Origin of the sequence: Reichenbachiella ulvae (assembly GCF_025833875.1) — a bacterium.
In the GTDB taxonomy this organism is placed as follows: Bacteria; Bacteroidota; Bacteroidia; order Cytophagales; family Cyclobacteriaceae; genus Reichenbachiella; species Reichenbachiella ulvae.
Genome location: NZ_JAOYOD010000001.1, coordinates 4,562,863 through 4,585,459 on the forward strand (window position 1 = coordinate 4,562,863; position 22,597 = coordinate 4,585,459).

Annotated in this window: 23 protein-coding genes, 2 tRNA genes and 1 pseudogene; 11 read left to right on the top strand and 15 right to left on the bottom strand. The window is 41.7% G+C overall.

Annotated elements, in window-relative coordinates:
* The first annotated feature begins 5 nt into the window (after nt 1-5).
* The 3 genes from N7U62_RS18665 to N7U62_RS18675 all read left to right on the top strand — a co-directional run bounded on the left by N7U62_RS18665 (nt 6) and on the right by N7U62_RS18675 (nt 1,828).
* Nucleotides 6-383: a YccF domain-containing protein gene (locus tag N7U62_RS18665; protein WP_264139608.1), complete on the top strand. Its 378-nt coding sequence runs from the start codon at nt 6-8 to the stop codon at nt 381-383.
* A gap of 123 nt (nt 384-506) precedes the next feature.
* Nucleotides 507-743 carry an ISAon1 family transposase N-terminal region protein gene (locus N7U62_RS18670; protein WP_264139609.1) on the top strand — a complete coding sequence of 79 codons (237 nt, stop codon included), beginning with the start codon at nt 507-509 and terminating at the stop codon, nt 741-743.
* A gap of 131 nt (nt 744-874) precedes the next feature.
* The gene (locus N7U62_RS18675; RefSeq protein ID WP_444875411.1) at nt 875-1,828 is read left to right on the top strand and encodes an ISAon1 family transposase; all 954 of its coding nucleotides are present in this window, start codon (nt 875-877) and stop codon (nt 1,826-1,828) included.
* 133 nt (nt 1,829-1,961) lie between these two features.
* Here N7U62_RS18675 and N7U62_RS18680 read toward each other — a convergent pair.
* Nucleotides 1,962-2,034, bottom strand: a tRNA-Phe gene (locus tag N7U62_RS18680).
* An 84-nt stretch (nt 2,035-2,118) separates the two neighbouring features.
* Between N7U62_RS18680 and N7U62_RS18685 the strand changes: the two genes are divergently transcribed.
* The 5 genes from N7U62_RS18685 (at nt 2,119) to N7U62_RS18705 (ending at nt 7,546) form a co-directional block, all read left to right on the top strand.
* Nucleotides 2,119-3,423, top strand: coding sequence for a 4Fe-4S dicluster domain-containing protein (locus N7U62_RS18685; RefSeq protein ID WP_264139610.1), 1,305 nt, complete (start codon nt 2,119-2,121; stop codon nt 3,421-3,423).
* Between the two features lie 123 nt (nt 3,424-3,546).
* On the top strand, nt 3,547-4,332 hold the full coding sequence (locus tag N7U62_RS18690; RefSeq protein ID WP_264139611.1) for a (Fe-S)-binding protein: 786 nt from the start codon (nt 3,547-3,549) through the stop codon (nt 4,330-4,332).
* Between the two features lie 39 nt (nt 4,333-4,371).
* Nucleotides 4,372-5,103 carry a hypothetical protein gene (locus N7U62_RS18695; protein WP_264139612.1) on the top strand — a complete coding sequence of 244 codons (732 nt, stop codon included), beginning with the start codon at nt 4,372-4,374 and terminating at the stop codon, nt 5,101-5,103.
* Nucleotides 5,104-5,252: 149 nt separating this feature from the next.
* Nucleotides 5,253-5,633: a DUF8788 domain-containing protein gene (locus N7U62_RS18700; protein WP_264139613.1), complete on the top strand. Its 381-nt coding sequence runs from the start codon at nt 5,253-5,255 to the stop codon at nt 5,631-5,633.
* Between the two features lie 398 nt (nt 5,634-6,031).
* A complete protein-coding gene (locus tag N7U62_RS18705; protein ID WP_264140447.1) occupies nt 6,032-7,546 on the top strand; it encodes a tetratricopeptide repeat-containing sensor histidine kinase in 1,515 nt (504 codons plus the stop codon).
* A gap of 26 nt (nt 7,547-7,572) precedes the next feature.
* Here the strand turns inward: N7U62_RS18705 and coaE are convergent, their stop codons facing one another.
* The 7 genes from coaE to N7U62_RS18740 all read right to left on the bottom strand — a co-directional run bounded on the left by coaE (nt 7,573) and on the right by N7U62_RS18740 (nt 12,732).
* Nucleotides 7,573-8,157, bottom strand: coding sequence for a dephospho-CoA kinase (gene coaE / locus N7U62_RS18710; protein WP_264139614.1), 585 nt, complete (start codon nt 8,155-8,157; stop codon nt 7,573-7,575).
* Nucleotides 8,154-9,107: a YbbR-like domain-containing protein gene (locus N7U62_RS18715; RefSeq protein ID WP_264139615.1), complete on the bottom strand. Its 954-nt coding sequence runs from the start codon at nt 9,105-9,107 to the stop codon at nt 8,154-8,156. The genes coaE and N7U62_RS18715 overlap by 4 nt, the downstream gene beginning before the upstream one ends.
* Before the next feature lie 3 nt (nt 9,108-9,110).
* Nucleotides 9,111-9,419: a preprotein translocase subunit YajC gene (yajC, locus tag N7U62_RS18720; RefSeq protein WP_264139616.1), complete on the bottom strand. Its 309-nt coding sequence runs from the start codon at nt 9,417-9,419 to the stop codon at nt 9,111-9,113.
* 30 nt (nt 9,420-9,449) lie between these two features.
* Nucleotides 9,450-9,983: a DUF1573 domain-containing protein gene (locus tag N7U62_RS18725; RefSeq protein ID WP_264139617.1), complete on the bottom strand. Its 534-nt coding sequence runs from the start codon at nt 9,981-9,983 to the stop codon at nt 9,450-9,452.
* A 163-nt stretch (nt 9,984-10,146) separates the two neighbouring features.
* Entirely contained in the window at nt 10,147-10,455 is a 309-nt protein-coding gene (locus N7U62_RS18730) for a YtxH domain-containing protein (RefSeq protein ID WP_264139618.1), read from the bottom strand.
* A 1-nt stretch (nt 10,456) separates the two neighbouring features.
* Nucleotides 10,457-11,566, bottom strand: a complete 1,110-nt coding sequence (nusB, locus tag N7U62_RS18735) for a transcription antitermination factor NusB (protein ID WP_264139619.1) — start codon at nt 11,564-11,566, stop codon at nt 10,457-10,459.
* A gap of 62 nt (nt 11,567-11,628) precedes the next feature.
* The gene (locus tag N7U62_RS18740) at nt 11,629-12,732 is read right to left on the bottom strand and encodes a Glu/Leu/Phe/Val dehydrogenase dimerization domain-containing protein (protein ID WP_264139620.1); all 1,104 of its coding nucleotides are present in this window, start codon (nt 12,730-12,732) and stop codon (nt 11,629-11,631) included.
* Nucleotides 12,733-12,924: 192 nt separating this feature from the next.
* On the opposite strand from N7U62_RS18740, the gene N7U62_RS18745 reads away from it, so the two are divergent.
* On the top strand, nt 12,925-14,715 hold the full coding sequence (locus tag N7U62_RS18745; RefSeq protein WP_264139621.1) for an ABC transporter ATP-binding protein: 1,791 nt from the start codon (nt 12,925-12,927) through the stop codon (nt 14,713-14,715).
* Between the two features lie 12 nt (nt 14,716-14,727).
* On the opposite strand, the gene N7U62_RS18750 is transcribed toward N7U62_RS18745, so the two are convergent.
* The 3 genes from N7U62_RS18750 to N7U62_RS18760 all read right to left on the bottom strand — a co-directional run bounded on the left by N7U62_RS18750 (nt 14,728) and on the right by N7U62_RS18760 (nt 17,338).
* The gene (locus N7U62_RS18750) at nt 14,728-15,279 is read right to left on the bottom strand and encodes a hypothetical protein (protein WP_264139622.1); all 552 of its coding nucleotides are present in this window, start codon (nt 15,277-15,279) and stop codon (nt 14,728-14,730) included.
* A 112-nt stretch (nt 15,280-15,391) separates the two neighbouring features.
* Nucleotides 15,392-16,816, bottom strand: coding sequence for a PQQ-dependent sugar dehydrogenase (locus tag N7U62_RS18755; protein WP_264139623.1), 1,425 nt, complete (start codon nt 16,814-16,816; stop codon nt 15,392-15,394).
* A 57-nt stretch (nt 16,817-16,873) separates the two neighbouring features.
* Nucleotides 16,874-17,338, bottom strand: a complete 465-nt coding sequence (locus tag N7U62_RS18760) for a DUF2867 domain-containing protein (protein WP_264139624.1) — start codon at nt 17,336-17,338, stop codon at nt 16,874-16,876.
* A gap of 73 nt (nt 17,339-17,411) precedes the next feature.
* On the opposite strand from N7U62_RS18760, the gene N7U62_RS18765 reads away from it, so the two are divergent.
* On the top strand, nt 17,412-18,035 hold the full coding sequence (locus N7U62_RS18765; protein ID WP_264139625.1) for a TetR/AcrR family transcriptional regulator: 624 nt from the start codon (nt 17,412-17,414) through the stop codon (nt 18,033-18,035).
* Here the strand turns inward: N7U62_RS18765 and N7U62_RS18770 are convergent.
* The 4 genes and pseudogenes from N7U62_RS18770 to sucC form a co-directional block, all read right to left on the bottom strand.
* Nucleotides 18,020-18,847, bottom strand: a complete 828-nt coding sequence (locus tag N7U62_RS18770) for a ThuA domain-containing protein (protein ID WP_264139626.1) — start codon at nt 18,845-18,847, stop codon at nt 18,020-18,022. The two genes, N7U62_RS18765 and N7U62_RS18770, sit on opposite strands and share 16 nt — an antisense overlap.
* Before the next feature lie 83 nt (nt 18,848-18,930).
* Nucleotides 18,931-19,007 (bottom strand) — tRNA-Arg (locus N7U62_RS18775).
* Between the two features lie 48 nt (nt 19,008-19,055).
* Nucleotides 19,056-19,253: pseudogene (locus tag N7U62_RS18780) on the bottom strand (GIY-YIG nuclease family protein); the annotation flags it as partial.
* Between the two features lie 165 nt (nt 19,254-19,418).
* Nucleotides 19,419-20,627, bottom strand: coding sequence for an ADP-forming succinate--CoA ligase subunit beta (sucC, locus tag N7U62_RS18785; protein ID WP_264139627.1), 1,209 nt, complete (start codon nt 20,625-20,627; stop codon nt 19,419-19,421).
* 194 nt (nt 20,628-20,821) lie between these two features.
* Here sucC and N7U62_RS18790 point away from each other — a divergent pair, with 194 nt between their 5' ends.
* Complete coding sequence (locus N7U62_RS18790) at nt 20,822-22,594, top strand: hybrid sensor histidine kinase/response regulator (protein WP_264139628.1); 1,773 nt, start codon at nt 20,822-20,824, stop codon at nt 22,592-22,594.
* Nucleotides 22,595-22,597 lie beyond the last annotated feature (3 nt).

Below are 22,597 nucleotides of genomic sequence, written 5' to 3' on the forward strand. Positions count from 1 at the left end.
CGAGCATGAGAACAATTGGAAATGTCATTTGGCTGGTTTTTGGTGGTGTATTCATCGCGATCGAATATTTGGTAAGTAGTATCGCCATGATGGTGACTATCATCGGGATTCCTTTTGGGATTCAAACCTTGAAGTTGGCCCTATTGGCTCTATGGCCTTTTGGTAGTGAAGTGAGAGAAGTCCCTCATGCTGTGGGATGCTTGTCTACCGTTATGAATATCCTATGGTTTTTTGTCGGAGGCATTTGGATCTGCCTTTCTCATTTGGGTTTTGGGATTCTTTTTGCCATCACGATTGTAGGGTTACCTTTCGCTCAGCAGCATTTCAAATTAGCAGCCCTTGCCTTGACGCCATTCGGTAGAGAGGTGGTGGATAGAGTCTGATCCGATCTTAGTTTTTTCTGTTTATATTGATGCAGCCCCGTCTAGGGAAAAGTAAATATTGGATCAGTCTGTAAAGTTGGGGGGCAATAGTTCATAATTAATTTTCTTTGCTAGAAAAAAGCATTGGAAAAGGAGTTATTGAGTCTGCTGTTACCCGAGGGTATGTTGGAATATTTCGAAGTAGTATCCATGAAGCTAAAGGACAAAACGTATTTCATTTATTTGGAAGAGAAGAATATCCACCCTCAGCAGTTCAAAGGAGATAAATTGACCTCCAAAGGATTCTTTGATGAGGTTTCAATTCAAGATTTTCCTCTTCGTGGCAAGCCCTGCTATCTTAAGATCAAGCGTAGGAAGTGACTCAATGAGGATACTGGCAAAAATGTAAGCAGGGATTGGAAAATGGTAGCAACAGGTACGCGGATGACAGAGGAATTCGCGCTTTTTTTAAAACGGAACTCCTGGATTCCAAGCCTATAAGCTGCAAGCTGATTGCCGAACTATTTAATCTCAGTAGTAAGCAACTCGAACACCAATATGTCTTCTATTTGAGTAATTTCATGCAATGGCCTCAACGGGAGCACGCTTCTGATTGGATATTGTTCCCCGAAAACATGGGTACTCATTTAAGTATTGATGAAACTGCCCTCTCACAAGGAGAGCTTTATACAATCGTGACCAATAAAGCAGCAAAAGGAAGAAAAGGTAGCTTGGTTGCTTTGGTCAAAGGAACTGATAGTGAGCAAGTAAATACGGTATTGAAGCAAATTGACAGTGCTTTAAGGCGCAAAGTCCAAGAAGTCACACTGGATATGGCCGCTAGCATGGAAAAAATAGTTAGACGCAGCTTTCCAAAAGCCCAGTTAGTAACAGACCGCTTTCATGTTCAAAAATTGGCTTATGATGCGGTACAAGAAATGCGCATTGCTTACAGATGGGAAGCCATCGATCAGGAAAATAAAGAAATTGAATTGAGTCGTGAAGCAGGTAAGCCTCATGTTGCCCATCGACTAGAAAATGGTGATACAGAAAAGCAACTTCTGGCCAGAAGCAGGTACTTGCTTTTCAAAAGCGAACACAACTGGACTGTCTCACAAGTCCACCGTGCAGAGATACTATTCAAACGCTATCCTTCACTGGAGAAAGCCTACAAACTCTCAAGAGAACTCGCTTACATCTATCAAAGTAGCAAACTCAAAGGAGTTGCATTCACTCGTTTGGCACAGTGGTACGACAAGGTGGAAAAGGCAGGCTTCAAGTCCTTCAATACAGTGGCCAGGACCATACAAAACCATTACCAGAGTATCCTCAATTTCTTTGATCATCGAAGTACCAATGCGTCAGCAGAATCTTTCAATGCCAAGATCAAAGCCTTTAGATCCCAATTCAGAGGTGTTCAAAACATAGAATTTTTCCTCTACAGACTATCTAAAATTTATGCGTGATTTTTTCAATCCCCCAGAAATACGGACTGATCCCAAATATTTAGTATGCGCGCATACTAAATTCAATTTTTCTGCTTACTTTAGGAGGAATAAAAAAAGGGTTTCTGATTCAGAAACCCTTGGTGTTAAGTTGTGGTGATGAGTGGGCTCGAACCACCGACTCACGGATTTTCAGTCCGATGCTCTACCAACTGAGCTACATCACCGCGTTAACGAGGCACAAAAGTAGAAAAGTTTATCAATGGTGCAAACGTTTTGAACAATATTTAGACAGAAAAACAACAAATTTTATGACCCTAATTCCGCAAATAATTTTCGTCATAGTCATGGCTATCCCGACCTATTTGATAGTCAGGCGAATACGTCAGATTCGAGGCAACATCCTTCGAGGGAGACCGCTGGATAGAAATGACAATTCTTCTGAGAGATGGAAGACCATGTTTCTTATTGCTTTTGGACAAAAGAAAATGTTTAAGAAACCCATTCCTGCATTTTTACACTTATTGATCTACGTAGGCTTTTTGGTGATCAATCTGGAAGTGCTGGAGTTCATGCTAGATGGCTTGTTGGGTACGCATCGATTGTTTGCACCTTATCTGGGGGACTTTTATAATGTGGCGATGAACTTCTTCGAGTTCCTTGCCCTGGGCGTATTGATCAGTTGTGTGGTTTTTTTGATCCGACGAAATGTGATCAAAGTGCCGCGTTTTACCAAGCCAGAAATGAAAGGTTGGCCTGCCATGGATGGTAATTTAATTCTCATCATTGAGATCGCTTTGATGATTGCGATACTCAAAATGAATGCAGCTGACCAGGTGCTACAGTCTAGAGATGTAGCAGGCTATCACGAAACAGGCAAATTGATGATTTCATCCTTTCTGGTTCCGTTGATCGATCAGTTCGATACGGGATTGGTGATGTTGACTGAGAGAGGGGCGTGGTGGTTTCATATCATTGGGATCATGGCTTTTGCATTGTACGTGACTTATTCAAAGCATCTCCATATCTTTTTGGCTTTCCCCAATACCTACTACTCCAATCTGGAGCCTAAAGGAAAGATTCAGAATATGGATGCTGTAACTACAGAAGTCAAATCTATGCTGGGCATGCCGGTGGAAGCTCCCCCAGCCAATCCAGATGAGATGGGTAGATTTGGGGCTAAAGATGCGACAGACCTGAGTTGGAAGAGCCTGATGGAGGCCTATTCCTGTACGGAGTGTGGTCGATGTACTGCAGAGTGTCCAGCTAATCAAACGGGAAAACTTTTATCCCCTCGAAAAATCATGATGGATACCCGTGATCGCATAGAGGAAATTGGGAATGGAAAGGAAGAGGGTAAATCCTTGTTGGGTGACTACATCACCAAGGAGGAAATCAATGCATGCACGAGCTGCAATGCCTGTACGGAGGCCTGTCCTGTCAATATTGATCCGTTGGCAATCATACTGGAGATGAAGCGCTATGTCGCCATGGAAGAATCCGGATCACCTGCCTCCTGGAACGCCATGTTTGCCAATATAGAAACCAATTTTGCTCCATGGAAATTCGCACCAAGCGATAGATTTAAGTGGGCAGAAGATTTGAAAAATGACTAATCCCGCTGGAAGCGGGAGTTAATAAGAATAAGTTATTGAGTTAATAGCTTAGCATGAAGATAGATTAAGATTATAATTAGACTCCTGAATGATATGATAGCGTTCAGGTAAAATTCAAGAATGATGAGTGAGATAAAAATACCGACAGTAGCAGATATGCAATCAAAGGGCGAGACACCAGAAATCCTTTTTTGGGTAGGCTGTGCTGGTTCCTTCGACGATAGATACAAGCGAGTGACCCTCGCATTTACCAAGATATTGAATCATTTAGGCGTCAACTTCGCCGTGCTAGGGCCTGAAGAAAGTTGTACGGGAGATCCTGCCCGTCGTGCAGGTAATGAGTTTCTCTTCCAAATGCAGGCCATGTCAAATATCCAACTGCTGGATGGCTATGGGATCAAAAAAATCGTGACGGCCTGCCCACATTGTTTCAATACGATTAAAAACGAATATCCTGATTTGGGGGGCAATTATGATGTGGTACACCATACTTCTTTTCTTCAAGGGTTGTTGGATGAAGGGAAGCTAAAAGTAGCTGGAGGAGACTACAAAGGCAAGAAGATAACCTACCATGATTCGTGCTATCTCGGCAGGTCTAATGGCATCTATGAGGCACCTCGCGAGCTGCTGCAATCCTTGGATGCTGACCTGGTAGAAATGAAGCGCTGCAAAACCAATGGCCTATGCTGTGGCGCGGGTGGAGGCCAGATGTTCAAGGATGCAGAGCCTGGAAATAAGGAAGTAAATATCGAGAGAACAGAGGAGGCCTTAAGCACAGGAGCCAAGGTAATCGCCTCAGCCTGTCCCTTTTGTATGACCATGATGTCCGACGGTGTGAAGAACAAAGAGAAGGAAGAAGAGGTGATTGTTAAGGATATTGCGGAAATAATTGAAGAATCTCTAGATTAAATAGGTTTTATTTTAGTTAAAATATCGATAGCTTCGGGTATGAACTCGAAGTTTTTCTTTTTTGTGGTGGTCAGTCTAAGCTGTCTCACCGCTCGGGCTCAGTCATTGGAGCAAGTACTTTCCAATCATTACAATGCTATGGGTGAAGAGATATTAGTGTCTATTCGTAGCGTAGAAATGGAATTGGTGGAGCGATCGGTGATGGGTAACGAGCGGCTCTATAAAATTGCTAAAAAGCGACCAAACAAAATCAGAGAAGAGATAGTGGCCATGGACAGCATGACATACATAGCAGTCTATGATGGAGTCGAGGGATATGTCTACGAAAGTTGGAAGGAAGACTCTGTCCGCGAAATGACCATAAAGGAACAGGCGCTACTGGAGATAGAATCTGCGATTGGTTCTCCTTTGCGATTGGCAGATTTAGATGGGCATCAGTTGAGTCTATTGGGCGTGGAGAACATAGGCAGTAAGCGATATTCCGTGCTTAGGATGACTTTTTATGAGAGTTATTTTATTGACTTTTATGTTGAGCAATCCAGCCAGTTGCTATACAAGTACATTGCCTATGAGGATCAGGAGGAGAATGTAGATTACGAATATTTCTACAAGGACTTCAAGAGACTAGGTGGTTTTGTTTTACCCTATTCATTCGAGAAGAGAAAAAAGGGAGAAGAAACCGTTTACTATTCCGTTCAGGATCTGGTATTTGGATCAGGTGCTTCCGATGATCTTTATGCGCTGGGCAATGATGAGGAATCAGCCGAGTGAAAGCCATTTCAAAATTTAATTTGGAAGCTGATTCTGAACATTTCATTTTTTCATCATCTGCAAGTTTTTTTTATCTCTGTTGCTTTCGTTAATATTATGCTGCAGCTTCTCACAAGTGTGAGAATATTAAACAAAATCAACTTATTATTATGGCGACAATACATGTCACTTTGGTGGTCGATACTGCCAAACTTAGCTCCAATCCGTCCGACGTAGCAGCAGCATGCTTACTTTATGATTCTGGTTTGGATCCAGATGATACAGGAGCATCCAATTTTCAAATCAATGCCCATGAAGGGGATACTGTGATTTTTCACATTTCGGCCTATGACAATCAAACAGCTGTTGCGCTAGAGTCAATCACGGCAAAACCAGGTCAAAGCAATTTGTTTTCTACACCTCCTTCGTCTCCATCATGGTTGGGAATTGCAGGGACTACCGATGGTACAGAAGCGTTTAATATTCAGTTTTCCGCGTCTGGTATTTCATATACTTTGGATCCGGAGATTAAAGTTGATCCTAAAATATAGAAGATTGATTAATAAATTCCTCATAGGAAAGAGCACCTTTTTGGCTATTGGTGCTCTTTTCTTTTTTTAAACTTATTTGCACAAAATCAAAAACAGGCTGATAGTTTAAAACAGATATTGTATTCGGGTGATTTTAGTAAGGAAGAGGAACTTACCATTTTAATTGAATTAGCAGTCTCTGAAACTGATCAATCTGAGGTGATCAGGATTTCTAATAAGATTATTAAAATGCTGAGTGATGGGTCAGATTCTAAAATGTTAATGAGGGCTTATTTGCAAAAAGGTCATGCGTTGAGATTTTTAGGAAATACTGATGAAGCAATTGAGTCCTATTTCAGGGGGGGGAGGCAGCAAAAAAGATAGACTACAAGCCAGGGTATGGTGGTGCTCTTTTATCTATTGGAGCTATTTATGCAAACAATAATGACCATAGAAAGGGAATAAAGTATAGAAGGCAAGCAATCGAAATCCTTCGTCAAACAAAAGATTCTATCACCTTAGCTGCAGCCTTAATGAATACTGGCTATGGATACTATCTAATTGAAAAATATGACAGTGCTTTGTATTTATATGAAGAGTCGGGTGAAATTTATTCTAAAAAGAATTTTGAAATAGGAAAAGCCTACAACCTCGGTAATGCAGGTCTGGTCTATGCCAAACAAGGAAAAACCCTCGAAGCAGAAGAACAACTGACCGAAGCGATTGAGATACTCAAGGAGCTAGAAGACTCCTATGCCATTACCGAGTTTGAGATCGAGATGGCCAATATCTATGAGCAAAGAGGAGAAAAACAAAAGGCGGAGAAATATCTCCTGGGGGCATTGGCCTATGCTCAGGAAGATGGCCTGAAAGAAAGAATCAGAGACGCCAGTCTCCAACTTTCAGAATTGTATAGCAGCGAACAAGAATTTGAAAAGGCCTATGAGTATTTACAAAATTATCTGGTCTATCGAGATAGTATCAACAATGAAGAGACCATCCGCAAAATGGCGGATCTTCGTACGGAGTTTGAAGTTGGGCAGAAACAAGCTGAGGTAGATCTATTAGAGGAGGAGGCTTTTGCCCATCGGGTATTGCTTTGGTCTGGCGCATTGATTGGAGGGCTTTTGCTGGGAGTGATTGTGCTGTTGCACCGATTCTATTTGATGAAGGTTCGGACGGCCAGAATTGCAAAGGCCAGACGTCAAGTGATCCAGGGGCAGCGCGACGAGCTGGATCATCTCAATGCAACAAAAGATCGTTTTTTTTCTATTATATCTCATGATTTAAGAGGGCCTGTTTCCAACTTTAATGGTGTCACCTATTTGATTCAGCGAAGTATAGAGGAAGGGGACCAAGAAGAGCTCAAAAGCATGGGGATAATGCTAGAAGAGTCTGCACAGGATTTATCCTCGTTACTAGATAACTTGCTGGATTGGGCGATGAGTCAACAGGGAACGTTTCCCTACAAGCCGCAATCAATTAATATTGCTGAGATATGCAATCCCGCACTTCGGGTATTTAAAAATACGGCAAAAGCTAAGTCAATCGAGATCGACGACCATGTGACCTCTGACCTTCAGGTGTATGTAGATGTCAATAGTACCAGTACCATTATTCGCAACCTACTGAACAATGCTTTGAAATTTACAGCAGAAGGCGGAAGTGTTAGTTTGAACATTGAAATGCAGGAGAAATTTGCAGTTATTCATGTCAGCGATACTGGTATAGGTATTCCGCAGGATAAACTGGAACGGCTTTTTGTATTCAAAGGAGTGAAAACTAGCTATGGCACCCAGGGAGAAAAGGGAGTTGGGCTAGGACTGAATTTAGTGAAAGAATTCGTCGACCTGAACAAAGGAAAGATTAAAGTAGAGAGTGAGGAGGGGAAAGGTTCCCGGTTTAGCGTGTTTTTACCTTTGGCGAAATCTTAACCTAAAGTCTCATTCTGTCGAGACGTTCAATTCTTTAAAAAAGCTTCATGTAACTGCAGTACCTGCGGTATCAAAAGCTGCTTCTCGTCATTTTGGATTATATGATTGGCCACTTCATTTCTTCTTTCGTCAGAGAATTGTTTATGGATGATGCCTTGGATTTCATCTTCTGTTCTGAAAGGATCCCGGGCTTTGATTCTTTTTATTCTCAGCTCGATCGGACTGGTCACGTTTATCAATGCATCCAGTGCCTGATAGGAACCCGACTCTATTAGTAGGGCAGCTTCTTTTATTACATAGGGACTCTGCTGTCCTGAGACCCATTGTTCGAAATCTTTGCCGACAGCTGGATGTACTATTGCATTGAGTTGCTTTACCCTATCTCCAGCACCAAAAACTTCTTTGGCCAAAAAGTTTCGGTTGAGTTGTCCATCCAGATAACTCTCCTCACCAAAAGCTTCCTTAATGGCTGTAATGACTTCTGGGGAATGGTTCATGAGATGTTTGGCACGACTGTCCGCGTCATAGCAAGGGATGCCGAGCGTTTCGAAGATTCGGCAGACGGTGCTTTTGCCTGAACCTATCCCTCCGGTGATGCCGATTTTTTTCATCTGAATGATTCTGGAGGGAATTCGATTTTCACTCTATCCAATGCCAGGACAATATCAAGGGCCTTGTCATGGGCATACATAAGGATTGGGGTGACAGTAGAATCTCGTTCGTTGAACATCGTGAAGTCCACGGTCACACTAAAGTCGCTTGCATTGACTTCATCTTCAAAATTCTCGTTGATGGTGTAGAAAATTTTGATATCCCTTTCTTGTGGCAGGGCACTAGAGTCTTCTGGGAAATGTAAAAACTCTATCGGTATGGTTATGTCTTTGTATAGAAAGTGATTTACCTCAAACTTTACATTGGTTTCAGCTGGTTCAGCTTTGATGATTTTTTCGGTTTCGAACTTCAGCTCTTCATCAAAATTTCCATCAATATCTTTTTCATCAAAGCGAACAAAGACGGTTTCGGGGAGCTGATGCATCAGGGATTTTGGCCCAGTAAATGTTGCCGAATCATTTTCCAACCTAATTGGGCTGACGATTCGATAGCTGTCTTTTAAGGGCACGTTGACGCTATCTACAGCAATGGGGCGTTTGCTTACCACTTTGTCCTCTATATGAAAGAACATCGTGTCGGTCACCACGTAGGTTAGCTTTAGTCCATCTAGTTGATCAGAGATCAGCGGAATCAGGCTGGTGCGGGTAAGGAATCGGATTTCGGTTGGGTTGTCTAGTGGGATTTGGATAGGAGTGGCATTGATACGCAAGGTCTTGCGGAGCAGGTTCCATCCACCACTGGACACTACAATTTTTACATTTTTGGCCAAAGGTTCTACGATCACCACGCTGTCTCTATTGAACTGGTAGCTTACCGGATAGTCCAGACGGGTGCTGTAGTTTTTGTTCATGGCATTAAAAAACCAAAAGGTAGTCGCACCCAAAATTGAGAGCAAGACTACCTTCCAGTTTTCTTTTAATCCAGGTGCAAAAAACCTAAACAAGCTCATGTATTACTTCTCGTTGAGTTTTTTGCTCAGATCTAAGGATAAAGAAGATTTTTCCAAAGTGATCTTAGTACCACGATCGATGTCCAGAGTCACTGTAGCATCAGTTACCTCTACGACTTTGCCATGTATACCGCCCATAGTGATCGCCATGTCACCTTTTTTAATCTCCTGGATGAATTTCTTCTGATCCTTTTGTTTTTTCTGTTGTGGTCTGATGAAGAAGATGAAAAAGACTACCGCCATCACACCGAGCATGATGAATTGAGTATAATTCCCCGATCCACTAGCCTGTAATAAGATTTGATTTAGCATTTAATTGTTTGCTTTATGTATTGTTGATAATTAGCTGTCCGCTGCGGCTGGCGTCACGTCAGCTTTGATTTTGATTCTTGTCTGCTTAGGATAAGTGTTAGCAGTGATGGTAACCGTCTTGTTTTGGATACCAGGCTTTTTGCTACTGTTAAACTTCACCTTGATTTGACCTTTTTCTCCGATACCGATTGGCTCTTTTGGCCATTGCGGAACTGTACATCCACAAGATCCTTTTGCATCTGAGATGATCAATGGAGCATCCCCTGTATTTTCAAATTCGAAAATGTGCTCTACTACATCTCCTTCGTTGATTTTACCAAAGTCATGGTTTTCTTCTGAGAACGCGAATACTGGTAATGGACCTTCAGGCTTTACCTCTGGCTCGTTCACTTTTGCAGGCTGCGCTGTGGCAGTAGCTCTTGCATTGGCAGTGCTTTTCCCTTCTAGTTCTGCTACTCTTCCCTCAAGTCTGGTTACTCTGCTTTCCAATTCAGAATTGCTGCATCCGGTAATCATCAAGCCAAATACAGCGATCAATGCTGATAATAATGTTACTTTTTTCATTGTTGAAATTGTTTTGATAAAAAGTCGATCCTTTCTGATAAGGAAAGGATCTGTATTTTTAATTAGACCTATGGCCTAATGAAGTCACAAATGTAATGAAGTATAATGATTGCTAAACCTGATTGTCAGGTGTTAACAAGTACTTAACAAATGACGGTCAGGCTTATGACTCTACTTCTTCACCTTTGATCTGGTGAATCAGCCCATTGACGTCATCCAAAAGTCTCTCTGCCTTTTCTTTGGCATCTTTTACGATTTTTTGACCTTCAGTTTTGGCGTCATTGTCGGCGAGCTCTTTGCCTTCTACAAACTCTTGTAGGATTTCGTCCAATTTCTTTTTGTACTTGTCCAGTCTGTAAGTGAGTTTGTCTCTTGTGTTTTCTCCTTTGTCTGGGGCATATAGGATACCTAAAATGGCTCCTGCAGCAGCGCCAGTCAAGAATGCTAAGAATGAATTCGAATTTTTGCTCATATTATTTATTGTCTAGGAGTCCTCGTCCACTTTTCTTGATTTTACCCTGATTTTGTAAATCTACAGAAAGTACATCAAGCAATCCATTTACAAACTGTTTACTTTTCGGTGTACTGTATTGCTTGGATAGTTCGATGTATTCGTTGATAGTAACCTTAACGGGGATAGAAGGAAAATGTGTCATTTCTGAGATAGCCATTTCCAAAATGATACGATCGGTAATCGCTACCCTTTCTATGTCCCAGTTTTTAGACTTGCTTTTGATCATCTCCTCCAGTTCCTCTTCATCATCTATGGTCATGTCATAGAGTTCTTTCAGGAAATTAAGGTCATCGTCCCAATTTTTGGACAATTCCATCAATAATGGCTCTGACCCTTCACTGTCTACTGACTTGAGGGTTTTCAGGACCATACTTTTTAGGATCACCTTGTTTTCTTCCCATCCGATATCCAGGGATTCGAAATACCCATTGACATTGTCATGTTTGAAAATCACAGACTTGTACAACTTCAGACAAAAATCCAGGTCATCCTCGTATTTTGGGTTGGCCATGTTGTCATATTCCTCGAAAAATTCGAGGGGCCTGATGTATTCCTTTAACCAGGCTTTGATCAAATCTGTGTCCCAGGAAGTTTTCTTTCTCGCTCTTTCAGCTTGAAAATCTTCACTTTCCTTCAGACTTTTAATGATGATGTTTTTGGCGAAGTTATTATGCTCAATGCCTTTACGACGCTTTTGCATTTCGATCAATTCTTCCAGATCCAGAATCAAAGAAAGTAATTTGATATAATCGTCCGAAATATGCAGCAAGTCTGAAATCATGCGCTTTTTGAAGTGCACTTTGTTTTCTGGGAGGTTGTTTTCCCATTCTCTCAGGTAGTGCTTGGCCTCATCGATGATTTCTTGCTTGGTTTCGGAATCAATTTTTTCTATTCCTTCCTTGTGGAGTGTGTCAAAGACCTCAGCAGTACGAGCTCTGTCGATGCTGAGTGCTTCTTTGTCCTGGACTTCCATCGAGTCCAAGTCAGGTAAAAATTGATCTTGTGCCTTTTTCTTACAGATATTGTAATCGGCTTCTTTAGCGGTGTGATAAGCGAATATCGCTTGCATCCCTTTGATACGTAAAGAACGTCTATTGAGCATTGTATCCTATCCTCGGTTTTGTATTTGATTTATAAAGGTAACTTAATATTACCTATTGATTGAATTCTTTCCTCTGCAATTTTGATAGCAGATGCGTGAGGCGTTTGGCCCGATTTCTGGCTTAGATCATATACATTGAGCGTCGTGTCGTAGATCAGCTCGGTCTGAGCCATCACTCTCTCTCTGCTATGGTTGCCAGCATATTCATAATATACATTGGTGATGCCGCCTCCGTTGATTAGAAAATCAGGGGCGTACAAAATGCCTTTTTCAAGCAGCGCCTGTCCATGTCTTACTTCGTCCAGCAATTGATTGTTGGCAGCACCAGCTACTATGTCGCATTGTAGCAAATCCAGGCTTTCATCATTCAAAGTGCCACCTAGTGCGCAGGGGGCATAGATGTCCATGTTAGCCGAGGCTACTTTGTCTGCATCGACTACATCTACTTTGAAGTGATCTGTGATTTGCTTGATTTTGTCTTCGAAAATGTCTGAAATGGAAACCTTGGCGCCTTCTTTAGTCAAAAACTCAATGAGGTGTTTCCCCACATTGCCGGTTCCCTGAACCAAAACCTTTTTTCCATGAAGATCATCCGATCCATAGGCTTTTTTAGCGGAGGCTTTCATCCCCATGTATACACCATAGGCGGTATATGGAGATGGATCGCCTGCCCCTCCCATGTATTCGGGTAGTCCGGTTACATATGGGGTTTCCATACGGATGTACTCCATGTCACGAGTAGTCATGTTTACATCCTCTGCTGTATAGTATTTGCCCGCTACGCTATGAACGAATTTGCCAAAACGTCTCATGAGGGCTTCATTTTTTATTTTTTTAGCATCGCCGATGATGACTGCTTTTCCACCACCGATATTCAGGCCAGCAATGGAATTTTTGAGTGTCATTCCGCGAGACAAACGAAGCGCGTCGGTGAGTGCATCCTGATCTGAGGCGTAGTTCCACATGCGGGTGCCTCCCATAGATGGACCTAATACTGTATTGTGTATGGCGATGATCGCCTTTAGTCCAGTTTTTTTGTCATGGCAGAGCACTACTTGCTCATGGTTCATTTCCTCTATACCAGAGAATATCGAGACCGATTCGTTGTTCATAGTTTCAGTCAATTCTATCATTTTGGGTCGTCATTAATTTGGGTTAAAAAATCACGGACGCAAATTTAGGTTATTTTTATCCAGATAATACCCGAGCAAGTTGCATTAATGTTATGCTTTTGATCCTATACAATATAAGCAGTCAACTTTCCAAAAACAATGCCGTTTGAGTTGTAATATTGCAATTCTGATAAAATAGAAGGGAACTCCTGAATGAAAGAACTCGCTCACATCAATAAATATCTGCTCAAGTACAAGTATCATCTGCTGCTGGGAACGATTTTTATCATCATTGCTAATCTTTTTGGTGTGGTGCCGGCTGTGGTGGTTCGTCATTCTTTTGATTTGATTCAGGAGAGTTTTCAACTCTATAATCTTTTCGATGGATTGCCATTACAGGAGAGCACCCATGATACTTTTGTGCTCAGTATTTTCGTTTTTGCAGCGGTGATTTTAGCATCAGCTTTATTGCGAGGCGTGTTTATGTTTTTTATGCGGCAGACCATCATCGTGATGTCTCGATTGATCGAATATGATCTCAAAAATGAAGTGTACGAACACTATCAGAGTTTGCCTCTGAGTTTTTATCGAAAAAACAATACTGGGGATTTGATGAACAGAATCTCCGAAGATGTAAGCAAGGTGAGAATGTACGTGGGCCCGGCTATCATGTATGGCATCAATCTGGCGACCATGTTTATCATTGTGATCCCCTTCATGCTGTCGATCAATGTGGAGTTGACTTTGTATTCTTTGATTCCATTGCCCTTCCTTTCTTTTAGCATCTACTATGTCAACAATATTATCAACCGGAGATCAGAGGAGATTCAAAGGAGTCAATCCAATTTGTCAACCTTTGTTCAGGAGGCTTTTTCTGGGATTCGAGTGATCAAGTCTTTCGTTAGGGAAAAAGATTATGACAAGTCCTTCGCTGAGGCAAGTGATGATTACAAACTCAAGTCTTTGCGTCTGGCATTTGTTCAGGCTTTGTTCTTTCCCTTGATCATGAGTTTGATCGGGTTGAGTGTGATCTTGACGGTTTACATTGGCTCGGCAGGTGTGCTGACCGGCGAATTGAGTACGGGGAATATTGCGGAATTTATCATCTATGTAAATATGCTGACCTGGCCAGTTACTGCGCTCGGCTGGATTACCAGTATCATTCAGAGTGCAGCCGCTTCTCAAAAACGTATCAATGAGTTTCTGGGAGCTAAAAATGATATCGTTTCGGAGAAGAACATCAAAAAGGAAATTGACGGAAGATTGGTTTTCGATCAGGTCAGTTTTACTTATCCAGACTCAGGCATTCAAGCTTTGAAAAACGTGAGTTTTGATGTGAAATCTGGAGATTCGATTGCTATCATAGGTACGACTGGCTCGGGCAAAAGTACCATTGCCAACCTGATCTGTAGAATGTATGATGCTACCCAAGGGCAGGTCAGTATCGATGAGGTTCCGATTCAGGATTTGAATTTGGCCTCTGTGAGAAGGTCTATTGGTTATGTGCCTCAGGATGTTTTTCTTTTCTCTGAAAGTATCAAAGACAACATTGCGTTTGGTAGTTCGGATATCACGGAGGAGCAAATCATGGAGGCAGCTGATAATGCAGATCTCACAGACAATATTTCCAAATTCCCACAGGGCATGGAAACCGTTTTGGGTGAGAGAGGAATAACCTTGTCCGGTGGTCAAAAGCAACGAGTATCTATTGCCCGAGCGATCGCAAGATCTCCGAAAATCTTGATTTTAGATGACTGTTTATCTGCCGTTGATACCAAGACTGAAAATAGTATTCTCAACAGTATGAAGAGAATCATGGTAGACAAGACCACTGTGATTATTTCTCATCGCGTGTCCAGTGCCCAGCTGGCAGACAAGATCATCGTTTTGGATGATGGGGAGATCATAGAGCAGGGAAGTCATCAGGAACTCATCTCAAAAAACGGGATATACAAGAATCTCTATGAGAAGCAAATCCAGGGAGAAGAGAGCCTTAGTAATTGACGCTAGATAATATTATTCTTCTACCGCAAACTTCTCAATAAGAACAGAATTGTCTGGGTAGTAGATTTCCATACTTAGGCTTTGCAGGCTATCGCCAAAATTTTCTTTGGCATAACTTCGCAGGGCCTGGTCTATTTTTTCAGAATTGGGCATCACGAGAGGGTGCATGGCCAGAGCTGTTTTATAGCTTCTTCTCGTAGAGATTTCGAGTACGGTAAAGCCAGAAGGTATGGCTGTGACCTCTTCTCCGTCTAATAGCACTCCAATGAATCTTTTGATTTCATTTTCTCCCAGCGTATCAGATGGGTAGTCAATCATGCAGAGCTCACCTTTGAATTTTTCATTGATGACCAGGTCACGCATTTCATTGAAAGTTTCTCTCTCAACCTGATGCATACGTTCACCTTCGACCCATTTGCCCACTACGCTGTAAACATTGTTGGTAGATTGAGCAATTTCGATTTTATCATACCCACCGAGCAAACTGTAGATAGAAAGAGCAATGCCGATGATAAAGAGGAGTGAGGCTGCCCAATAGAGATATTTCTTAGTGATGATTTTCAATGCAGTAATTTCTGGCTAAAATAAACAAGATGATTAAGGAAACCTTTGTATGGGTTTACAAGGTTTATGAAAGGAGCTAATTCCGATATGGATTCAGCTCCTTCATGTTTTCTTAGCGAGAAATTGGCAGTAACCTGAATATATAGCCTGGATTTTCTACGGCAACATATATGTATCCATCAGGGCCCATTTTTACATTTCTAATTCTTCCAATATTAGGAAGAAGGTGTTCCTCGCTGACGACCTTGGTTCCTTCAATCTTACAAAGGTTCAAATACCTAAATCGTAAGGAAGCGACCAATAGATGGTTTTCCCATCCAGGATAGACATCACTATCAATAAAATCCATACCGCATGGAGCGATAGAAGGCACCCAATAGTGTATCGGTTCTTCGAATCCTTCACCAACTGTGTCACTTGTAAAGATGGTGCCATCATAGTTGATTCCAAAGGAAACCTCTGGCCACCCATAATTGAATCCTTTGCCTATGATGTTGAGTTCATCACCACCCCTAGGTCCATGTTCATGCTCCCAGAGATGACCATCCGATGAGTTAAAAGCTAACCCTTGCGGATTTCTATGTCCATAAGAGTAAATACTGGCAATGGCCGAATCCACCTCTACGAAAGGATTGTTTTCTGGAATGCTTCCGTCAGAATTGATTCTATGGATCTTGCCACAAAAGCTTTTAAGGCTTTGTGGATTTACATCTCTGCTGCCTCTATCGCCTACTGAAAGAAATAGATAACCCTTGGGATCAAATTCTAATCTGGATCCAAAATGATAAGGTTTTTTAGAAAAAGGCAAGGCAACCAGAAGTTCTTTAGGATCTGTGAGAGTGCCATTAGCGAAGGTGAAACTTGAGACGGCTGTTGTGGCCAACGTATCTTCTCCTTCGACTTTCAGTTTGCTGTAGGTGAGGAAAAGCGTTTGATTATTCTCAAAATCAGGGTGGAGTTCAATATCCATCAAACCGCCTTGTCCAAATTCTCTGGTTTCGGGTACCCCCTCGATTTTTAATTTGTCCCCTTCAGGTCCGATCTGGTACAGCTGACCTGCTTTTTCTGAGACCAACATGCTGCCATCAGGAAGAAAGGCCATGCCCCAGGGAATTGATCCTCCGCTGTAGACTGTGTCCAGTTTTAATTGGAAGTCTGCAGTAGTAGGGAAAGTATCTGATACTACCTGCTCATAAAAATTGTATTGGCCAGTTTTTTCGATTCCTGTTCGGATGTAGGCGACCAGATCCAACAATTCCTCCTCGGTAAAAGCATCTTTGAAGCTCGGCATTCCGAGATCTTCACGACCAAACTTGATGGTTTGATACAAACTGTCTGGCTCATTGCCATGTTTCCATCTTCGATCAGTGAAGGCTTGCATCTGAGCACCATGACACCCGCTACAATTGTTAGTGAATCTGTCTCTGGCTGCCGAAAAGTCTCGTTCTGAAGACTCCTTTACGGTGTTTTTTTGTTCGCATGCGTACCATCCAACTATTATAGATAGTAGAGTGGATAGTATTAATTTTCTTTTCATCCTATAAAAATAGGAAAAGTAGAATTACTGTAATGGAACTGATACTATAATAGTGATTCAGGCTGATACAACTTTTGGTTTGTCTACATTTTTCAACAGCGATTTGACGACTATTGGATGGATAGGACGGATGAAGGTGAAATATATTTTACCGAGCCAATTATTAATTTCTACCGTAGTGGTGACATGGATATTGTTTTCTGCTGTTCCTTTATTGCTGATCTGGACTCGGAAATTCAAGTGGTTGTCATCCTCCCCCATGATAATTTGTTCATCTGAAATTTGAAACACTTTGAATAGACCCAGGGTTGATCCGACTTTTAAATCCTTAGTCAAATCTGGGGCTTCTCCAGTTTTTAGACCTAGAGGACCTACTATTTTATTTCGAAGCTTGAGCAATTGAACGATCCATTTGGGACCAGTGCCAAATATCGATTTAGCAATATCTGATAGTGAGTCTATATGATTGGTAACTGTGAAATTATCTTTGAAATCGATACGAGGAAGGTGTGTGGTTTCCATATTTGTTATGTTTAGTGCAATTGTACTAATTATTTACTTTTAGTGCAAGTGTACTATTTGTATATTTGCCGTAATGAGTCCAACAAGAGAAAAGATTTTGGATAAAGCCCTGGCCTTATTCAACGAAAATGGATTGGCCAGTGTAAGTCAAAGAAACATCACAGAGGCACTGGGGATCAGCCCCGGCAATTTGACCTATCATTTCAAAAAGAAAGAGGACATTGTGCAAGGGTTGTATGATCGTTTGGTCATTCGGTTTTCTGAGGTGTTTGACGGGATCACAAAATCACCTCCTTCCATTAATGGTATGTTGAGTCTATCGGAGACTGTATTCCAACTGGTATGGGAGTACCAGTTTTTCTTTATCGACTATGTGTTTTTGATGCGCAGCTATCCTGCTATTTGCACTCACTATTCGCATTTGATGAAGAAACGCGAAGAACAGTTTTTGGCTTCAGTAGAATATTTGAAGAATGAAGGTGTACTGAGGCCTGAAAGATTGCCTAAACAATATAATAGACTGTTTTTCCAGCTTAGATTGATCACTGATTTTTTCCTTTCCGCCCAACTCAATCAAGACGATCAACAACGACTAAGTCAAGAGTACCTTGATCAGGTCATATATTTGATTTACCCCTATTTGACAGAGAAGGGTGAAAAGGAACTGTCCCAAAGTGGGTATCAGTCTTTATCGTAAGCTGGGCTGACCCATTTTTCGGCAGCTAAATATTTACTTGCACTGGCCCATTTGATACCTCTTTGGGTTAGTGCCAGAGCCTCTGGCACAGAGGTCACATGATCCAGATTGTGACCCAATGAGGTATAAAAGATTCTGCCCTTACCGAACATTTTTTTCCAGGCCACAGGCATGACACAGCCGTCAATCCAAAAATCGTTGCTGCCATTGAAAGTAGTGGTAGCCAGGACTTTTACATTGGGGTCTACATGCATAAAATACTGCTCACTTGTCATCTTAAAATCTTTAAGTCCACTACTGATGGGGTCTTTTTTGTTAATGACATTTACGGAGTAGTCTATGACACCTCCAGGATGAGCTACCCATTGGCCTCCTGTCATGTATTGGTAGGCGACATTGCTTCGAAATGCATCACACATGCCTCCGTGCCAACCGGCCATTCCTGTACCATTTTTTACCGCTTCCAATAGTCCTTTTTCTTGTTCATTAGTGATCTGAGACATAGTGAAAATCTGAATGACTAAATCCATCTCTTTCATTAGATCGACATCAGTATAGGGCGAGAGATTGTCTTGCGCTTCAACTGTCGCACCTTCATCTTTCAACCAGGGAAGCATGAAGTCACGGAATTTTTTTGGCTCGTGTCCATCCCAGCCACCGTAGGTGAAGAGGACTTTTCTACCTTTTAATGATGGTAGATCCAATTGCTTGCTTACTACTTCGGAATTGGCTTGAGCGAGTAAAGTTGGGCTCAGTACTATACCGCCTGCAGCCATTAGTCCTTTAGATAGGAAATCTCTTCTTGTCTTCATAATCTGTGAATTTGCACCAAGATAGATAGTGACTACAAAAAATAAAAAGGCCACCTAAAAATGGTAGCCTTTAAATTACTTGGTGGTGCACCCGGAAGGATTCGAACCCTCAACCCCCAGAGCCGAAATCTGGTATTCTATCCAGTTGAACTACGGGTGCATTTTTAATGTCTACAGAGTTACGTAAATATTCTCTGCCAGATCCTGATTTTAAATATTTTTCACGATTGACAGCTTCAATTCGTGATGGAAAAGATTCAAAGTAAACCAATTCTAAAGGTCTGTAACCTTTTGTTGACTTTGTTTTTCCTCTGTTATGTTGATTGATTCTGCCAAGCAAGTCTTCGGTATGTCCTATGTAGAACCATTCAACCTTTCTACTTCTTAGTACATATACAAAAAACATAATGGACTCGAACCCTCAACCCCCAGAGCCGAAATCTGGTATTCCCTGCCTGTCGGCAGACAGGTATCCAGTTGAACTACGGGTGCGGTTGTTTAGATATTAGTACAGAGTATTTAGTACCTAGACTAATTAATCTCGATACTAGATACTCAGTACTCAATACTCTTATATCAATTCTTTTACTTTTGCAGCTGCATCTTTCAATACGATCGCTGAGTAAACTTTCAAGCCTGACTCTTCGATGATTTTAGCGCCTTCTTCTGCGTTAGTTCCTTGTAATCTTACGATGATAGGGATATTGATCTCTCCGATGTTTTTGTAAGCTTCTACTACTCCGTTAGCTACTCTATCACATCTTACAATACCTCCGAAGATATTGATCAAGATAGCCTTCACGTTAGGATCTTTCATGATGATACGGAATCCAGCTTCAACAGTCTCAGCGTTCGCAGATCCTCCTACATCTAGGAAGTTAGCAGGCTCTCCACCAGACAACTTGATGATGTCCATAGTAGCCATCGCCAATCCAGCGCCATTTACCATACATCCTACGTTACCGTCTAGTTTTACATAGTTCAAGCCTGATTTTCCAGCTTCAACTTCCGAAGGATCTTCCTCAGACAAATCTCTCAACTCCATCAAATCTCTGTGTCTGAAAAGTGCATTGTCATCCAAGTCCACTTTAGCGTCTACAGCCAAGATTTTATTGTCAGATGTTTTCAACACAGGGTTGATCTCGAACATAGAAGAATCAGTCGCTTCATATGCCTTGTATAGAGAGAAGATGAATTTAACCATGCCTTTGAAAGCCTCACCTTCCAGTCCAAGAGCGAATGCTACTTTACGAGCTTGGAAACCTTGAAGACCTACTGCTGGGTCAATCCATTCTTTGATGATTTTTTCAGGAGTGTTTTCTGCTACAGTTTCGATATCCATACCGCCTTCAGTAGACGCCATGATTACATTGCATCCTTTGGCCCTGTCTAGCAGAATACTCAAATAATATTCTTTAGGCTCTGAATCGCCAGGGTAATAAACATCCTGAGCTATCAACACTTTATTTACTTTTTTCCCTTCAGGACCTGTTTGGTGTGTTACCAATGTACCGTTCAGGATATCTTTCGCTTTGCCAGTTACTTCGTCCAGGCTTTTAGCCAAAACTACTCCGTTCGAACCTGTCTCATTGATTTTACCTTTACCGCGACCCCCTGCGTGGATTTGAGCCTTGATGACATACCAGTCAGTCCCAGTCTGAGCGTGAAGTTCCTTGGCAGCTACTAGAGCAGCTTCTGGTGTGTCAGCAACTATACCTTCTTGAATAGTTACACCGTATCCTTTTAGTATTTCTTTCGATTGATATTCGTGAATGTTCATGTGCCTATAATTTTGTGCGAATCTACGTCAATAGGCTGGTATTTTCAAGAAAGGTTTTTTTTTATCCCCTAGCGTGTTGAAAAATGAATGATAACTGTCCTACTTCTACTTAGTTCTTTCAAATTTGCTGGCGCTTTGTTCAAAGCTTATTATCTTTTCTGCCAGAATTCACCGACTTATTATTTTGTCATCCTTTGGAAACGAAAAAACTTAATATCCTCATACTGGAAAGCAATAAGAAAGATGCCGAAACGGCACTTTATGAGCTGAATCGTGCTGGCTTGGAGAACGATTACCTGATCGTGGATAACCTGAAGGACTTTAAGCTTAAGCTTTTTGACTTTCTGCCTCATGTAATTATTTCGGATTACCATTTGCCAGATTGCACGGCTTTGGATGCCTACGAAATATTGGGAGATATAACGATTCCTTTTATAATAGTGTCTGGTGTCGTTGGTGAGGAGAAAGCTGTGGAAGCTTTGAAGTCAGGCGTGACCGACTATGTGTCGAAGGATCACATTACTCGCCTACCGCTGGTGATCGAGCGTGCACTCAACGAGATGAAGGTGAACAGACAGAGAAAGTCTGTCGAGCATGAGCTGATCCAAAGTAAAGAGCGTCTGGAGCTGGCACTTGAGGGAACCAACCTTGGTGTGTGGGATCTGGATTTCATGTCCAATACCATAGTATATAATAAGAGGAGTCTTTCCATTCTTGGTTTACCAGAGGAAGATGCCATTTTGGAGTTTGCCTACTTTCAAGGCTACAACAGTGCTCAGCGGGATTTGCTCCAAAAAGAAATGCAGAATCACATAGATGGAAAAACGCCAATTTTTGATCAGGAGTTTTGTATCAACAAGCATGAGGATGGCTCGGAAAAATGGGTGTTGGTAAGAGGAAAGGTGATTCGTAGAGCCCCGGATGGTACAGCGCTTCGGGCATCTGGTACGCTGTTGGACGTGACAGAAAAGAAAGTCAACGAAGAGAAGCTAAAGAAGAATCAGGCGATTTTGGAGAATGCTGAGGCTGTCGCACATATTGGTAGTTTCGAGTGGCTGCCAAAATCTTCTCGTTTTATTTATTCGGATGGCTTTGCTGAGATTTTTGGGCTTGAGAAGAAAAAGGTGCACCGAAACATCATTGAGATTTATAAGCAGAGGATTCATAAACAAGATCAGCCCTATCTCAATGAAATCATTTTTGGCAAAAAGGAGTTTTATGACATAGAACATCGGATTATCATGCCAGATGAAGAAGTTCGTATCCTGAGAAATTCAGGAAACATCAAGCACGATGAGAATGGCGAAATAGAATCCATCATGGGGATCGTCCAGGATATCACCGAGCAAAGAGAAATTAGCAAGTCTATTTTCAATGCTCAGCACGAGGAACGCAGCAGGATTGCGCGTGATATTCATGATGGTATTGGTCAGATGTTGGTAGCGACCAAGTTCAAAATTTCTTCACTGGACGTGCCTGAAGATGATTTTGCTATCGCTCAAAAGGAACAAATAGAAGAACTCTTGGCTACTACATTGGATGAAGTACGTCGGGTGTCTCGCAATATGTCCAACCGTCATTTGGAAGAATTTGGACTACAGAAAACCATGGAGTATCTGGTAGAACAGATAGAGAATATGGGGGACTTTCATGTCACCTCATATATAGATATACCAGAGGACTATGACATGGAACTATCTAGTGCCATCTATCGAATAGCGCAGGAGGCCACCAACAACATAATCAAATATGCAAAAGCAAGTAATGTGAATATAAAGGTGGAATCTACCAATCAAAACATTATATTAGAAGTCACAGATGATGGCGTAGGATTTGATACAGAAAATAATTGGAATGGTATTAAAAATATGAAAGAAAGAACATCTTTGCAGAACGGACATTTTGAGATAAGTTCTACAGAGGGAGAAGGTACCACTATCAAATCCTGGTTTCCGTTGAATACTTAAGAC